This is a genomic window from Acinetobacter sp. NIPH 817 (assembly GCF_000368405.1).
Lineage (GTDB): Bacteria > Pseudomonadota > Gammaproteobacteria > Pseudomonadales > Moraxellaceae > Acinetobacter.
The window spans coordinates 189,107-205,150 of sequence record NZ_KB849418.1; the positions used below are offsets into that span (position 1 = coordinate 189,107).

The 16,044-nt window shown below is 37.1% G+C and carries 13 protein-coding genes and 1 tRNA gene; 8 read left to right on the forward strand and 6 right to left on the reverse strand.

Annotated features, from left to right (window positions below):
* Positions 1–102 precede the first annotated feature (102 nt).
* Positions 103–4,905, forward strand: coding sequence for an RHS repeat-associated core domain-containing protein (locus F968_RS00895; protein WP_004789332.1), 4,803 nt, complete (start codon positions 103–105; stop codon positions 4,903–4,905).
* 35 nt (positions 4,906–4,940) lie between these two features.
* Positions 4,941–5,237, forward strand: a complete 297-nt coding sequence (locus F968_RS00900) for a hypothetical protein (RefSeq protein WP_034596049.1) — start codon at positions 4,941–4,943, stop codon at positions 5,235–5,237.
* 620 nt (positions 5,238–5,857) lie between these two features.
* Here F968_RS00900 and F968_RS00905 read toward each other — a convergent pair.
* Positions 5,858–5,930, reverse strand: a tRNA-Arg gene (locus F968_RS00905).
* 310 nt (positions 5,931–6,240) lie between these two features.
* On the opposite strand from F968_RS00905, the gene F968_RS00910 reads away from it, so the two are divergent.
* Positions 6,241–6,495, forward strand: coding sequence for a TIGR03643 family protein (locus tag F968_RS00910; protein WP_003655360.1), 255 nt, complete (start codon positions 6,241–6,243; stop codon positions 6,493–6,495).
* Positions 6,496–6,596: 101 nt separating this feature from the next.
* On the opposite strand, the gene F968_RS00915 is transcribed toward F968_RS00910, so the two are convergent.
* Entirely contained in the window at positions 6,597–7,976 is a 1,380-nt protein-coding gene (locus F968_RS00915) for an amino acid permease (RefSeq protein ID WP_004789335.1), read from the reverse strand.
* Positions 7,977–8,354: 378 nt separating this feature from the next.
* Here F968_RS00915 and prpF point away from each other — a divergent pair, with 378 nt between their 5' ends.
* The 3 genes from prpF to F968_RS00930 all read left to right on the forward strand — a co-directional run bounded on the left by prpF (position 8,355) and on the right by F968_RS00930 (position 11,044).
* Positions 8,355–9,542, forward strand: coding sequence for a 2-methylaconitate cis-trans isomerase PrpF (gene prpF / locus F968_RS00920; protein ID WP_004789336.1), 1,188 nt, complete (start codon positions 8,355–8,357; stop codon positions 9,540–9,542).
* 162 nt (positions 9,543–9,704) lie between these two features.
* A complete protein-coding gene (locus tag F968_RS00925; RefSeq protein ID WP_004789337.1) occupies positions 9,705–10,616 on the forward strand; it encodes a polyprenyl synthetase family protein in 912 nt (303 codons plus the stop codon).
* A 59-nt stretch (positions 10,617–10,675) separates the two neighbouring features.
* Entirely contained in the window at positions 10,676–11,044 is a 369-nt protein-coding gene (locus F968_RS00930; protein ID WP_004789338.1) for an MmcQ/YjbR family DNA-binding protein, read from the forward strand.
* A gap of 63 nt (positions 11,045–11,107) precedes the next feature.
* Here the strand turns inward: F968_RS00930 and F968_RS00935 are convergent, their stop codons facing one another.
* From F968_RS00935 to F968_RS00950, 4 genes are all read right to left on the reverse strand, one after another.
* A complete protein-coding gene (locus tag F968_RS00935) occupies positions 11,108–11,962 on the reverse strand; it encodes an SPFH domain-containing protein (RefSeq protein WP_004789339.1) in 855 nt (284 codons plus the stop codon).
* Positions 11,963–11,989: 27 nt separating this feature from the next.
* A complete protein-coding gene (locus F968_RS00940) occupies positions 11,990–12,451 on the reverse strand; it encodes an NfeD family protein (RefSeq protein ID WP_004789340.1) in 462 nt (153 codons plus the stop codon).
* Between the two features lie 104 nt (positions 12,452–12,555).
* Positions 12,556–13,473 (reverse strand): patatin-like phospholipase family protein, encoded by a 918-nt coding sequence (locus F968_RS00945; protein WP_034596030.1) that lies wholly within the window; start codon positions 13,471–13,473, stop codon positions 12,556–12,558.
* Positions 13,474–13,539: 66 nt separating this feature from the next.
* The gene (locus tag F968_RS00950; RefSeq protein WP_004789342.1) at positions 13,540–14,166 is read right to left on the reverse strand and encodes a lysophospholipid acyltransferase family protein; all 627 of its coding nucleotides are present in this window, start codon (positions 14,164–14,166) and stop codon (positions 13,540–13,542) included.
* A 128-nt stretch (positions 14,167–14,294) separates the two neighbouring features.
* Here F968_RS00950 and F968_RS00955 point away from each other — a divergent pair, with 128 nt between their 5' ends.
* Both F968_RS00955 and F968_RS00960 read left to right on the forward strand, forming a co-directional pair.
* Positions 14,295–15,554, forward strand: coding sequence for an MFS transporter (locus tag F968_RS00955; protein WP_004789343.1), 1,260 nt, complete (start codon positions 14,295–14,297; stop codon positions 15,552–15,554).
* A gap of 73 nt (positions 15,555–15,627) precedes the next feature.
* Positions 15,628–15,819, forward strand: coding sequence for a hypothetical protein (locus F968_RS00960; protein ID WP_034591627.1), 192 nt, complete (start codon positions 15,628–15,630; stop codon positions 15,817–15,819).
* The last annotated feature ends 225 nt before the right edge of the window (positions 15,820–16,044 follow it).

Consider the following 16,044-nt stretch of genomic DNA (forward strand, 5'->3'; position numbering starts at 1 on the left):
CGACTATTAGTAAGGATAATCAACCTAAAAAAACTCTGAAAAGAAAGTAGTTTCTTTTGTTAGAGAATAACAAATTTATAAAAAATAATGGAAATTTAAAGTATGAAAAAAATAGCCAGTATATTTATACATAGTCTATGGCTATGTATAGGGGGGATGTTGAGCTTGTTAAGTCAACTGACCTACGCCGCGCCCGATATTGTAGCACAAAACTATTCTGCTGCTCGTTCACCTGGAGTTCAATCATGTACTGTAGGTTATGATTTAATGGCAGGTGATATAAGTTATGGACAAAATTTAATTACAGGAGCTTTACCTTTTAGTCTTAATTATAAGGCACCTTTGCGCCAGAATCTTTCAGCTGCACAGGTATTTGTTCAACCTGAAGAAAGCTCTCTGGGGTGGACTGATAACTATCAGGCTCATGTTTTCGTTCAAAATATTCAATCTGTTACTCAAGAGTTTCAGCAATTTACAGCAACTCAGGTGTCATCTAATCCTATTTCTTATAATTTAACTACGTATAATCCAATTACTACATCTAGTTTCTCCGCTAAGGAAATTATAGTTAGGTTACCTGGAGAAAGTGTTGCTACGTTGTTTAAAGAAGAAAATGGCAGTTTTACTCGTTTATATTCAGCTGATGCTATTAGAGAGATGAATAATACAGCACTTACGCAGCTGCCTTGGAGTTCAGATCTGGGAGAATATCAGCTGAGTCGAGTTGGAAATAATTTAATTATTGTCAAAAATGGTGTGAAATATACGATAACTGATACTTCTTATACTTTAGTACCTGCTCAAGATTCTGTTAGTAGTATAAACCTCTATATTGATAATTATGGTAATTTTAGAACAACTACGAGTCAATGGAACACTAATGGATTATATCCAATAGCTATTTCAAATACTGCACCTTATATAAAAAATACTACAACAGTTTCAATGGAATTGTATCGAGTAGCAAAAATTGAAGATCAAGGTCGTGTTCTAAATTTACAATATGATAGTAAAATGAACCTGACTCAAGTCAATGATCAATATAATAATAAATTAGTATTTGAGCGTACATTCCATGACGCAACTTTAGGTACAACCCAAACTATTGATGAATCTCGGTTAATAACTAAAGTTACTTATACGGCTGCTCAAGGTGGCACGCAAGTTGCGAATTTTAACTATAAAGCTTATACATCAAAGGTCCCAAGTACAGGGGTGACGACAACTGTATTTGCTTTAATTAGTTCAAACTCTACAGCTGCAGGAGCTTACAGCTATGTGAATGAGATGACTGAGTTGGGGCCGGTTAAAGCATATGTCGCAAGCCGTGGTAGGACAGCAGACTCAAGTTATTATTATCCAGTATTAAGACAGGTGAAAAATACTTCTGGGCAAATCGTACGGCAATGGGATGTAACTCAAAATTATGTGTTGAATGGAACAAGCTATTCAACTGCACAAACTACACTACGGTCTTATACACCACTTTCGTCTGGAACAGCTCAAGACTTTACTACGGTATATGATGATAACGCTAAAACAATTAATTTAACGTTACAGCTTGCTAATAGCACAGCAACTAGTTCTATTCAAAGTACAGTAAATGCAGATAATAGTTTGACTATTACAGCATCAGGTTATCCATGTTTAACATCTAATGGTACACCTGTGAGTAGCGCTGAGTTTAAAACAGATCGTAGTCGATTAGTGAAAGTTACCGATGCCAATAATGTCGCTACGAGTTATGAATATGATACACAAGCGCGTATTACGGGAATAACTGATGCTGATGGCACCACGTTAAGCCGTAAAACGACATACACTTATGGGCTATTAAATAATAATGGTGTTAATTTATTTTTGACTCCAACGAGCGTTGTTACACCTAATCTTACTATTACTAATGTAGTTAACCCAAGAGGTCAGATTGTTACCCAAACTCAGGCTTCAAGTCAGACTGGAAGTACAAGTAAGGTAACTACTTACGCGTATGATGAGACGACCACAAGTAAACATTTTGGCCGCCTATTAAGTGTTGATGGGCCACGCTCTGGTACAGCAGATAAAATTACTTATAGTTATGATGTTTACGGTAATTTAGCGAGTCAAACTCAAACAGTTAATGGTATTGCACGTGTAACTCAGTATTTGGGATATAATACATTTGGTGAGCCTGAACGAAACTTAAATCCAAATGGCCTTGTAAACCAATTTATTTATAATGCTGATGGAACATTAAAAAGCCAAACTACTGGTGTTGGTGGAGCGACAGGTACGATTACAGGTCAAACAACTTCTTATACTTATAATACTCTTAAGCAAAAAATCAGTGAAACAAACCCAGACGCCGAGGTAACACAATTTGCATATGATCTAGCTGGTCAATTAATTCAAATTACATTACCAAATGGTAACCGTATTCAAAAAACTTACTATTCAATTGGAGCGGTGGCGAGTGAAAAAAGCGTGACCAGTGCAGGCTTAGTCGCTACAGAAAGTTATCAATATTTAGATACCAAAGGGCGAATTAGTAAAACTCAACAAGGCAGTGATTCTACACGTCAATACACTACTTTTATTTATGATAATAATGGTAATGTTATTCAAACTACGACTGCAGCAGGTGTGATTGAAAAATGGAGCTATGATGTACTTAACCGTGTAACAAGTCATACGGATGGTTCCGGTAACATCGATACAAAAGGTTATGATGTTAATGATAATATCGTGCTTTCAAAAGACGCTTTAAATGCAGGAAGTAACCCGTTTAGTTATCGCAATGGTAATGTATTAACTCAAGAAGTGAACACTGATTATGGAACGAAGACTTATAGTTATAACGAAGCAGATCAGTTAATTCAACGTTTACATGGTCCACGTAAGTGTAACTATAACACGCTAGATGAATTAGGTCGTTATAAGGCATTTGTATGTGCTGCAAATAGTGGAACTACAGCCAGTGAATATCAAGTAAATAATAATTACACCTATGACCAAAGCCGTTATGGTCGTCTTGATAAAGTTACAACTGGCGTGACAGGCTATGATGTAGATACATTATATACATATGATGCATATGACCGAGTTACCCAAAAAGGTACCACTAACCAGTTATTTAACCGTTATGCCAATACCCCTGGTAATACCCTCAATGTTAATTATGGCTATAGTACGGGCGGTAAACTGACTTCAATGACCTTACCATCTGGTCGTAGTGTTACCTATAGCTATAGCACAACGGGAATGCTGACGGGTATTAACTTAAACGGTAGTGCGCTTGTTCGTAGTATTAGCTATGACGGAGCTAACCGGGTCACGGGCTGGCAATGGGGAGCATCAGGTAATGCGGGTTACACTCAAAGTTATAATAATGATGGTTCTATAGCGAGTTTAACAAATAAAGATAATGCGTCAGCAGTCAACTATTCATTAGCTTATGCTTATGATAAAGATGGGCGTATTACTCTAGTTACCCGTAATAATGGAACTAAAGATGCTTACACCTATGATGCTGTAGACCGTTTACTTAGCGAAACCCGTACCACAGGTACAGCAGCGACTTACAGTATTAGCTATACCTATGACAAAAATGGCAATCGTTTAACTTTAAATGCTACGGGACAACACATGCAGCCTGCTGCTAGTGCTGCCTATACCTATACAGCTAATACAAATAAGTTAGCGAGTTTTACAAAAGGAGGCGTTGCGCAGACTTTCAGTCATACTGCTAACAGTGAGCTAAGTTATGGTACTTATTTACCGACTTACGATTATGCAGGTCGCCGTAAAGTAGACCGTTCAAGCACAGATTATTATTTCATGAACTACAACCATAAAAATGAACGTAGTTTTAGGGATAAAGTCGTTAATGGTGCTGTGGCTACAATGACTCAATACATCTACGATGAACAAAGTCATTTAATTGGAGAATATGACAAAACTGGAGCATTGGTAGAATATGTATGGATGGGTGATAAACCAGTAGCAGCGATTTATGGCAGTGGTGCGGCAACCAAGATCTATTACATCATTACAGATGCTCAAAATACTCCAAGACGTTTAGTTGATGGCGTAACTCATGCGGTGGTATGGAGTTGGGATTCAACAGCATTTGGTGTAGGTAACCCGACTGGATCAATCACGTTTAACTTACGTTTCCCAGGTCAATATTATGATGTGGGCACTAACCAGTTCTATAACTACAACCGGTTCTATAACCCAGAGCTGGGTCGTTATATGGAACCGGACCCGATTGGGTTAGAAGGTGGCTTAAATCCATATGCATATGCAGGTAGTAACCCAGTGATGAATATTGATCCGAGTGGGTTATCATTGACGCGAATGGATGACTTTATGATGGGAAATTCAATTGTTAATAATTTAAACAATATAGATCTGAATAGAGCGCAATTATCATTTGAAAGAATGGCATCGAATCTTATTAATCAAGTTAGTAATGATAATTATCTAAAAAGTTTAAGTGTTAAAGATACAACTCAATTATCAAAATATTATCATAGTACTTTTTACCCAAATACTGCTCAAATACAACAAAGAGCGGAAAATTTACAGGCTGCTGGTACGGCTATAGATATATTCGCATTGGGATGTGCATCTACAGTGATATGTCTCCCTGTAGCAGGCGAAATCGGCGCGATTGGGGGAGCGGTTGGTGCATATGGCACTCTCCTGGATCAAAATGCTTCGGGCCCACAAAAAGCTATCAGTATAGCTGTACCTCCACTAGTATCATTAGGAGCAGTAAAGTTTATGACTACTATTCCAGAAGTTAAGGGTTTTGTAATAGATGCTTATGGTCTATATGTTGATAAAGTTACGGGAAAAACAATTGATGCAACATATGAATGTGTTAATTCAGACTGGAAGCAAAAAGGATGTAAATAAAATTAAATGATTTAATTAGGAGTAGATTTACAATGATGAAATCATTTTTTATATATAACTCTTCTGTTAAGAATTATATTTTATTAATATTAGGAATATTGATGATGGCATTATTAATTGCTATCTTTTATAAGGGAGGACTTAAAATTGATTTTGTACTTGCGACTATTGCAGGTTACTTTGTTATTTTTTTTGTATTAAAAAATTATAGATTTCCACTTATTCCAGAAGTTAAAGAAGATAGTGATGATCATCTGGTATATGCAAGATGTATATTACTAGTGGTTTTTCTTTTATCTTTATTTGTTTTAATGATTGGGGAATTACTCTGATTTTTTGATGAATAATCTTCTTGACCAACTAATCATTAATGATTAGTTGGTTTTTTTATAATGATTAACTGTATTTTAAATGGTTTTTATTGTTGATTGTGTTGGGTGTTTTTTGAAAATATAGAAAATTATTTAAACTCAAATCAATATTTTTTTATGAAAATATGGTTGTATTGCCAAAAGTAAATTTAAGGAATATTGAAAAATTTATAGAAAATATAATTAGCACATCTTATTTATTATCTTTTTCTATAAAAATAATCTAATAAAAGAACAAGAGGTAGGAAGTGAAAGAGACTTATCTTCTAATATATACAAAATATAAATTTCCAATATTTTTGATATATACATTAATTTCTGCTTTTGGATTATTTTTGCAATATATCAAAGAAGTTTTGTCTATATCTTCTGTTTTGGTTGTATTTTCATCAACTTTTTTTTGCTTATATGCTTGGTTTAATGGAACTTTTACCTTTGTATTTGCTATAGATGTTAATAGTAGTACAGGCGAGGTTTATAGAAGATGGTGTGTAATTCTTTTTAGCTCTTTGTTCTATATGATACTTTAATTGATCCTTTTCTATAATCATTGCTAGCATATCTATTTGTTAGATTATATGTGCGCCCTGCGGGACTCGAACCCACGTCGGTCGCTTAGGAGGCAACTGCTCTATCCAGTTAAGCTAAGGGCGCATAATTTTATGATTATAAACAAAAAAGCTATTGCGAAGGCAATGGCTTTTTTACGTTTTAGTTATTAAAACTTTTGCCAGAGTGGGCAATAAAGATAAAGTTGAATCATTCAATGGTTTCGAACACTTATGTCTTGTAGAAAAACAGTTTAGAAAGCTAAAAAATCACAAAAAATTCATGTTGATCTTTCTATGATCTGAAGCAAAACACGAAAAGGTTTGATGCAAGCAATCAGGTAGGTGAAGTTATTCCTAGAAGGTTCTTTGTTAAAAATCAGATTTGGCTATCGTATAATTCAAAAGGGCATAACATGAAAAAAATTGATGAACAGGACTTATCTAGAATTATTGAAATGGCATGGGAAGATCGCACTCCATTTGAAGCAATTGAGCGAGAATATGGCTTAAGTGAAAGCGAAGTTATTCGTTTAATGAGATATAACCTGAAAACCAATAGTTTTAAACTTTGGCGTAAACGTATGGCAGGGCGTAAAACCAAGCATCAGCAATTACGTTCACCAGAAATTGAACGAGCTTACTGTTCGCGTCAGTATAAATATGCATAACGTCTAGTTTCATTGTCGATGAAATTTTAATTCTTACAACGCGTAATTTTCTAATGATGAATAAAAAAGCCACTGTCTAGACAATGGCTTTTTAGATTTATTTATTCTTCAGGATTCTCAATGGAATCTAACTTTTTAGGATTTAAATAGTCAAAAAGTACGAGCATTGCCGTAATCCAAATAGGGATCATCATTACTGACTCTTTAAAGCCTTGAGTCCACATAATATAGAGAACCACAGCAATAAACGCTAAAACTAAATAATTACTAAATGGCGACCATAACGCTGGAAAAGATGTCTTAATATTCGCGTGCTTAACAAAGCGTCTATACTTCAAATGTGTAATTGATATCATTGCCCAGTTTAGAACAAGTGCACCAACCACAACATACATAAGATGTCCAAGGGCATCTTCAGGTACAAAGTAGTTTAAAAGAACACAACCAAAGATTAATAAAGCAGAAAGCAGAACAGCGGGAATAGGAACCCCCTGTTTATTGGTTTTTGCAAAAACTTTTGGTGCATTCCCTTGTTGAGCGAGACTGTAGAGCATACGGCTATTTGCAAACATCCCACTGTTATAAACAGAGAGGGCAGCAGTTAAGATAATAAAGTTCAGTAAGTGTGCAGCCCAACCAATTCCCATTTGGCTAAAAATCATAACAAATGGACTTTTGTCGAGACCGCCAAGATCTAATTGGTTCCATGGCACTAATGAAAGTAAGATTGCCAATGAACCGATATAGAAAATCAAGATACGGAAAACGACTTGGTTAATTGCTTTTGGAATGGTTTTTTTCGGATCTTTTGCTTCTGCTGCGGCCATACCAATCAGTTCAATACCACCAAAAGCGAACATCAAGAAAGCCAACATATAGAACAGGCCGCTAAATCCATTTGGAAAAAATCCACCATGAGACCAAAGGTTACTAAATGAAATACTTGAACCTACATCTGCTGTAAAGAGCAAATAAAGCCCAAACACAATCATAGAGATAACCGCAGCAACTTTAATAATAGCGAGCCAGAATTCGGACTCCCCATAAAATTTGACGTTGGTTAAGTTAATCGCCGTAATTACGACAAAGAAAAATAAGACAGAAGTCCACGCTGGAATATGAGGCCACCAATAATTAATATATTTGGCTACCGCGGTGAGCTCACTCATCGCCACCAGAACGTAGAGTATCCAATAGTTCCATCCGGTTAAAAATCCGGGAAATTTCCCCCAATATTTATACGCAAAATGGCTGAACGATCCTGCAACAGGTTCTTCAACAATCATTTCTCCCAAGTGACGCATAATCAAAAACGCGATTAAGCCGCCAATGGCATATCCTAAAATAATGGATGGTCCCGCAGATTGAATCACTTGCGCCGAGCCTAAAAATAATCCGGTACCAATTGCTCCACCCATAGCAATTAATTGGATATGTCGATTTTTTAGTCCTCGTTGCAGTGTAGAAGATTCGTTGGTCAAAGGTCTTCACTCACAATGAATAAGTAAATTATTCTAATAGATGGAGTTATTTTAGCCTAGACTACAAATTAATAAGCTGTGACTGAAAAGTAATGTTAAAATATATTTAAAATCATTGGTTTACTTTTAATATTTCAATATAGAGTGAAAAGTGCTCTAAAAAATATAATTTCATATAGACTTTTTTTCATAGATTTTGCTTAGATTAAGTCATTGCAAGCATATTGCTAAATTCTCAAAATATGCTCGCGTCAATACGATTGATGTATAAAGCAGATTGCTATCTCTTGGCCTTAAAACAATTTAAGATGCAGAGAAGGGTAAACAAGAATGCTTGTTTTGATATAGAAGAACATAATAGTAAGGATAACAGTTGATATGAGCTCAGTACCGCAAATTAAAATTCCAGCAACTTATATGCGTGGTGGAACCAGTAAAGGTGTCTTTTTTAAGCTTGATGATTTGCCAGAAAAAGCCCAAGTTGCAGGACAAGCAAGAGATCAGCTCTTACTACGTGTCATTGGTAGCCCAGACCCTTATGGAAAACAAATTGATGGGATGGGCGGAGCCACTTCGAGTACCAGCAAAACAGTTATTCTCGCTAAAAGTACTCAGCCAGATCATGATGTTGATTATTTGTTTGGTCAGGTTTCAATTGATCAGGCTTTTGTAGACTGGAGTGGTAACTGCGGTAATTTGACTGCTGCGGTTGGTTCTTTTGCGATTTCAAATGGCTTGGTAGATGCAGATCGTATTCCGGAAAATGGCCTATGTACTGTTCGAATCTGGCAAAAAAATATTCAAAAAACCATTATTGCGCATGTACCTATCACCAGTGGTCAAGTTCAAGAAACTGGTGATTTCGAGCTGGATGGGGTGACATTTCCTGCCGCTGAAGTTCAAATTGAGTTTTTAGACCCAGCCGATGATGGGGAAGAAGGCGGTGATATGTTCCCTACAGGGAATATTGTTGATGAATTAGATGTTCCTGATATTGGTCGTTTCCAAGCGACTTTTATTAATGCCGGAATTCCAACCATTTTCTTAAATGCAGAAGATTTGGGTTATCAAGGTACTGAATTACAAGATCATATTAATAGTGATGCAGCTGCACTGGCACGTTTTGAAAAAATTCGTGCGTATGGTGCGGTACAGATGGGTTTAATTAAAGATATTTCAGAAGCGGCTGCACGTCAGCACACACCAAAAATTGCTTTTGTTTCTAAACCGAAAAACTACACTGCTTCAAGTGGTAAGTCAGTTTCAGAGACTGATGTCGATTTACTAGTCCGTGCTTTGTCGATGGGTAAACTACATCATGCCATGATGGGAACAGCGGCCGTGGCGATTGGCACGGCAGCCGCTATTCCGGGTACTTTAGTAAATTTAGCTGCGGGCGGTGGTGAGCGTGAAGCGGTACGTTTTGGTCATCCATCTGGAACATTACGTGTTGGGGCTCAAGCGGAACTTATTAACGATCAATGGGTCGTTAAAAAAGCCATTATGAGCCGTAGTGCACGTGTGTTAATGGAAGGTTGGGTACGCGTCCAAGGTGACAGCTTCTAAAAGTCGTTAAATAAGAAAAAGCCTCTCAATCATGTAGAGGCTTTTTTACGTTTGCCTTCAAAAACTCATCACCCACTTTTCACAGTGAATCGTGTATGATGTAGCGCATGAATGCTTCATTACATTCAATAAAATTTCTCTACTGATTTTATCGAGGCGACTGTGTCATCACTCTCTCAAGTTAATGCGGATGTTTTAAAACAAGCTCAACAACGTATTCAACAAGACTTATTGACGACACTGGCCGCGTTCTCAATTCCAGAGCCTTTAAAAAGTGCAGTACACCATGCAGTCATGCTTGGTGGAAAACGTGTGCGTCCAGCTTTGTGTTATGCCACTGCTTCTTTACAGCCAAATCCAAATTTTGCGGCGGCTCGTCGTGCGGCGGTTGCTGTAGAGTTAATTCATTGTTATTCGCTAGCGCACGATGACTTGCCTTGTATGGACAATGATTTGCTTCGTCGTGGTCAACCGACGTGTCATGTTGCATTTGGCGAAGATACTGCTTTACTTGCAGGTGACATATTACAATCAATGGCTTTTGAGGTTTTAGGTAGTCGTTTGTTCGATGAGCAAGGGCAGGGCACCGATGCTGCAATTGTATTAAAACAAATTCAGATTTTAGCTACAGCTACTTCTAAAATGGTCTCTGGACAGGTTTTAGATTTACAATCTGAAGGCAAGCAAATTACTCAAGACGAACTTGAAAATATCCATCGTAATAAAACTGGTGCGCTTATTCAGGCTGCAATTATGATGGGTGCAGTCACTATTTTCTCTGGAACAGATCAAGCAATTCCAAAATTGCGCCAATATGGGCAGACCATTGGACTGGCTTTTCAAGTATTAGACGATATTCTCGATATTACTTCGAGTACTGAAGCTTTGGGTAAAACTGCTGGTAAAGATGAGCAAGTTCAAAAATCAACATACCCAGCTTTAATGGGGCTTGAGCAAGCACAGATTTATGCTAAAGAATTGCATGATCAAGCTTTTGAAGCCTTAGCTCATTTTGGTGACAATGCAAAAGAATTGGTTGATATCTCACAATTCCTTTTAGCACGTACCAACTAATAAAAAATTAAATCAATAATCCTGCTTATATTCATATTCAATGAATAAAGGAGATAAGAATGAATGGTGACCAACTCCATCAAAAAGCAATTGAAATTGCGAGAAATCTTCCATTCAGCCAACAGGCCCACCCATTTGGGCCAGAGTATGAAGTTTTTAAAATCTTAGAAAAAATATTCATCCTGACAACGGAAGTGGCAGGCGTCAAAATGATTAATGTCAAATGTGACCCTTATAAAAGTCAGGAATATCAGGAGCTTTATTCATTTATTATTCCGGGTTATCACATGAATAAAAAACACTGGATTTCGATTACGCCGCATAGGAATTTAACAAGCGATTTACTTCAAGACTTAATTCATGATTCTTATGATTTGGTCGTAAAGAAGCTACCGTTGAAAGATCAGAAAAGATTAAAAAACCAATAATATAAAAAACGGCGACATTGTAGTCACCGTTTTGATTTCAATTACTTATTTGAAGTAATGAAATTAATTATGCTTTCCCATAATACCGCGAATTGTATTCAAGACATCGGCAGGTAAAACCACAGTTTTGGCATTACTTGATTTCGCCATATCTTGCATTGCTTTAACATATTGTTCACCCAAAAGGTAAGCAACTGGAATCTCTTTATCACCGACTGCGCTGGTCACCATTGAAATCGCTTTTTGAGATGCTTCAGCTAAAACAACTTGAGCTTCTGCGTCACGACGTGATGCTTCTAAACGACCTTCTGCACTTAAAATAGCAGCCTGTTTTTCACCATCTGCTTTAGTGACAGCCGCACGACGTTGACGTTCTGCAGCAGCCTGTTCTTCCATAGCAGCTTGCATGGTATGAGAAGGTTGGATGTCCTGAATTTCAACTGTTTTTAAGGTGATGCCCCAATCCGAAATATCATCAGAAATAGCGGCTTTTAATTTAGCTTTAATATGATCGCGTGAAGACAATGCATCATCTAGATCCATTTCACCAACAATAGAACGTAATGAGGTTTGTACAAGGTTTTGAATAGCCCATGTATAGTTTTCAATACCATATACTGCTTTTTCCGGTGTAGTTAAATTAATATAGGCTACAGCATTCATAAGCAATACAGCGTTATCACGTGTAATGACTTCCTGTGATGGAATATCGAGCACAATATCTTTCGTGGTAATTTTATAAGCCACTTCATCTACATAGGGAATAACAAAATTAAGCCCTGGATTTAGCGTAGAATGGTACTTACCTAAACGCTGAACAATCCATTTATAGCCCTGAGGAACAATACGGACCCCTTTAAAAATGGTAACAGCAACAAAAGCCAAAAAGGCTAAAACAATAATAGTACCGACTGGCATAAAATACCCTCTCTTTATCTTTAATGTTTATGAAGTACCGTGGGTTTGAACAATTAAGTCATTACCCGAAATATCAATAACTCTAACTCGATCGCCCACTTTAACAGGAGTGGTGCTCCGACAATTCCACTCATCGGCCCCTAAAATAGGCATTGGAAAACGAACAATAATTTGATCATGGTCTAGACCAGTTTGAATCACCATTCCAATTTGACCAATCGTTGCTTCACGGGGTAATCCCGCTTTAGTTTTATCAATCGATAAGGGTTTAATAAATTTGAACCAAAGAATGGTGCATAGCACTGATAGTATTATCCACAATACAATTTGTGTTGTGAGGCTAATATCTGGAAATAACCAATAGAGAATGCACACCATAATGGCGGCAATACCAAACCAGAGTGCGGCAAAGGCAGGTAGAATCAGTTCAGAAAGAATAAGTAAGATACCCAATACAAACCAGTGCCAAGGTTGTACAACAAACTCCATAAATCTGCTCTTTTATATATCTTTATGATGGGTAAAAGTGACTAATATCACTTTTACCACTGTAGCAGATGATAGGAAATGTGGATAGAAAAAAACCACTTCAATTAGAATTTAGAACGTGGCGCGGGCTTAAATGCTGCTGGAGATTTTTTGAAAGTTGCAATTGCAGTTTCAATTTGGCGAATTTGAGCTTGAGCAGCTTTTTCACCTTCCAAAATTGCCTGATTACTTGATTTGAGGTCAAGTGTACCTAAATGACCCACTTTAGGCTGAATCACAACATTGGCTTGCTTGAGTTCTTCATTAATACTTTGTTGGCCCATAATGTTAATGGTTTGATCTAATAATCCCCACATATTGGCTGGGCGATTACCTGCTGGACGCGCTGAAATATCAACGGCAATCACAATATCTGCACCCATATCACGAGCTGTTTTAACAGGAATTGGACTCACCAATCCGCCATCTACATATTTTTGATTACCAATAGTTGCTGGTACAAACACATTTGGAATACTGCAAGAGGCGCGTACTGCTTGGCCTGCATTACCTTTAATAAAGTCTGCCTTTTGACCATTATCAAGACGAGTTGCCACAGCCGCAAAACGGATTGGGAATTTCTCAATCGGTTTATTGCCAACATTACGGTTAACGTAGTCTTGTAACTTTTGCCCGAGAATAATGCCTTGACGGTTAAGCGTTAAATCACGGATATCAGACTCTTGTAATTTCAGAGCCAGACTTTGCAATTGATAAGGTGTTTGTCCACTTGCGTAGATACTTCCCACAAAGCTACCGGCACTAGTACCCGTTACAATTTTAGGCTTAATTCCATGAGACTCTAAAACCTTGATCACACCAATATGTGAAAATCCTTTTGCTCCACCGCCACCTAAAGCAAGCGCAATTACAGGTTCACGGGCTTTAATTGAGGTAGTCGGCGTTGGTGTTTTGCTAAATTTATCACAGCCAAAGAGTGCTAGAGAGATAAATCCAATACTGGCAAATTGAGCAATTTTCATCTTTAAAAATAATCTATGTCGAGATAAATTAAGAAGGGCCATAAGACCAGATTCGCTCAATTTTTGCTAGGTTTTTTTCACTAGATTTTGTAAAGGTTCGGCAAGCCAATTGTGATTTTTAGGTGAAATTTTTCCTTTATAACGCTCAAAAATCTTGGCGAGATCTTCATCATAGTTACCACTTGGGTCTAAGTGACCTAAGCAGTGAATCGTCTTACGGTCATAATCAAAAGAAAACATCACAATGGGAATATTGGCTTTTGCGGCAATATGGTAAAAACCACTTTTCATTTTTTTTGCTTTTTTACGTGTGCCTTCGGGCGCCATCCCAATCCAGATCTTGTCATATTTTTGAATTGTGGTGACGACTTGTTCTGTCAGTCCATTGGCTGTGTCACGTTTAACAGGAATAACGCCAGCCCAGTCTAACGCTCGCTTAAACGGTGGTTTAAATAGAGCATCTTTACCTAATACCGTAATTTGAATGCCTAATCCGAAAATAGCGAGAAACCCATACCATCCATCAATATTTGAAGTATGAGGCGAGATAATCGCGACTGCTTTTGGAAAATTAGGAACTTCGCCTTCAATTGTCCAACCTTGCGCTAAAAAAAGTTTTTTAAATAGTGCCCGGCTTAAAGCAGTACCACGTTGGGGTACCAAATCAGGTAAATTAGGGAAATGTTGATCCATATTTTTTTAAATTTTAACTTGTCCTAGTTTTATCTTAATCTTTTGAAATATATGCTTCATTGGCAAAATGTAAGAACAACATGACATTTGATGTTATTCCTCATTAAAGAAATAAAAAGTAGGTATATATGTTTCGGCAGCAAAATCTTTATCTTCTGCTATTTTCCTTATATTGGGCACAAGGGCTACCTGTGGGTTTTATGACTCATGCTTTACCTGTTATTTTAAGGGCACAAGGTGTGTCACTCGCTTATATTGGTGTTTTTGGTCTATTAATGTTGCCTTGGTCAATTAAGATCTTTTGGGCGCCCTGGGTTGACCGACATGCACTTTCCCGTTTGGGGCATTATCGTAGTTGGATTTTACCTACTCAGTTTTTGACGGTAGCTGTGCTGTGTATTTTGTCTTTTTTCCCAGTTCAGGTTTTAGATCAGCCTCTTTATTTATTTGCCTTTTTTATTTCGCTTCTTTTAATGAACTTAACAGGAGCAACACAAGATATTGCGACCGATGCTTTGGCCGTCAATTTGTTACAGCATGACCAACAACATTGGGGAAATACATTTCAGGTGATTGGTTCCCGACTCGGTTTTATTGTCGGGGGAGGTGCCGTACTCTGGTGTTTAGACTGGTTAACATGGCAACCCACTTTTTTACTATTAGCGGTCTTGGTGTTTTTAAATACTTTACCCGTTTTATTATTTAAAGAACCTAAACATGCAGCTTATTCAGCTCATCAACTTAAATCTAGCCAGCAAAATTTAGTCATAAAAATTAAAGCCTACTTGAGTTATTTCTCTGAAAATAAAGAGCTTCGTTCTTGGTTAGTTGTACTTATTACTTTTAAAGTAGCAGATGGTTTAGCCGGACCATTACTTAAACCTTTACTGGTCGATATGGGGCTAAGTTTTACTCAAATTGGCGTTTATATCACCATGCTCGGTGCAGTGGCAGCACTGGCAGGGGCAGCAATAGCTGGTGGAGTGCTTAAATACTTCTCTAGACCTACCACTTTAATTATTTTTTCAGTATTTAAAATCATGAGTTTAGCGGCTTATGCCTATTTAGCTTATGCTTACGAACAGAAAATTCAACTCAATGTCTGGGCTATCTATACAGTCAATGCTTTAGAGGATGCATTCTCGGCAATGTTGTTGGTGGTGATGTTGACCTTAGTCATGCACTACAGTCGAAAAGAATATGCAGGTACAGATTTCACCTTTCAGGTTTCAGTCATGGCGACTGTGAGTGGGGGGCTTTATAGCTTGAGTGGTGTGTTTGGAGATGCTTTCGGTTATTTCCATTATTTGATAGCTATTGTCATTATTGGCACTGTTACTTTGCTCCCTATTTCTCTCTGGAAACATGCAAAACTACAAGAAAAATAATGTTAACTAAATGAAATAAAGAAATTTAATATCGATTAAGGAATGATCTAGTCATTATCTACTACCTTTGTCTATGTTTCTAAAAATGTATGTTTTTAGCTATTTAAATGCTCTATTAATTGTGCCATCTTGTTTGGGTAGCAAATGGAAGCTAACTGGAGTAAAAATGGATTTCGTTAACAAGAAAAATCATGTGAATCAATTAAAATGGGTAGAAAAATGTTCAAGTAGATTGGATATTAGCCTAAAGTCTAAAAAAGAATAATGAAATAACGATTTAATCATTCTATAAGATAAGAGAGTTGTGTAGGATTCGTTACAACATGAAGTTAGGGTAAAAATCTGTAAGTCAAAGTATGTTTTTTATGTCTTTGGTTATTGGTTTTGGTCTTGCATAACGTTGAAATTGGTTTTGGTTGCGGTAATAAAATTAATGTAACCAAAGTGGAGGAGAGTTGATTTTTTAGCCCCTTAATTTAATGGCGTAAAT